Source organism: Desulfurellaceae bacterium, from assembly GCA_021296095.1.
GTDB lineage: Bacteria > Desulfobacterota > Binatia > Bin18 > Bin18 > JAAXHF01.
Map to the genome: position 1 here is coordinate 2,188 of JAGWBB010000181.1, position 754 is coordinate 2,941.

General features: G+C 61.5%; 1 protein-coding gene. It reads right to left on the reverse strand.

The window, feature by feature from the left end:
• The coding region (locus tag J4F42_22685) for a hypothetical protein (GenBank protein ID MCE2488330.1) at positions 1–754 on the reverse strand (754 nt) is incomplete at both ends.

Genomic DNA, 754 nt, shown 5'->3' on the forward strand with positions numbered 1-754 from the left:
TGGCCCGGGTGTACAGGTCTTCATAGTACGAGCGGTGCAGGGCGTAGTCGTTATACATCAGCAGCTCGTTCATCCGTTTGCGGTCGATCAAATGGCCCAGCGCCCGGCGGACGCGCAGGTCGTCGTAGGGCGCCCGGCGCAGGTTGAGGGCAAAGCCCTGAAAGCCGACCGGCGCGGCGTTGAACACGCGCTGTTTGACGATCCAGTTCTTGTCGAACCTCTCGCCCCGGGTTTCTTCAACCCAGATGCGCGAGGTATACACCGCGTACACATCGATCTCGCCCTTTTTGAAGGCTTCGAGCGCGTTGGGACGCTGGGCAAAGAAGCGAAAGCGAATCGTATCAAAATTGAATTTGTGTCGGTTGCGCTGAAAGGCCCGTTGCCACCAGTCCGGCTGCCTACCCAGGCTGACGGACTGACCGGGCCGGCGCTGGGCTATGCGGTAGGGGCCCGAGGTAATCGGAAACTCAAAATTGAGGTCGTCGAGCGGGGTCTCGGCCAACAGGTGGGCGGGCAGGATGGCAAAGCCGCCCAGGGTGCTGAGGTTGTTCCAGTGGACCTGCTTGGCGGTGAAACGGATCTGGTCGGCGGCAACAACCGTGGGCGACTCAAAACGGCTCAAAAACAACCGGACCGGGCCGGTGCGGGGGCTGGCCAGAATGGCGTCGAAGGTGGCTTTGACATCGTGGGCGGTAATGGGCCGGCCGTCGCTCCAGCGGGCGCGCGGGTCAATCCAAAAGGTGAAGGTTTTTTT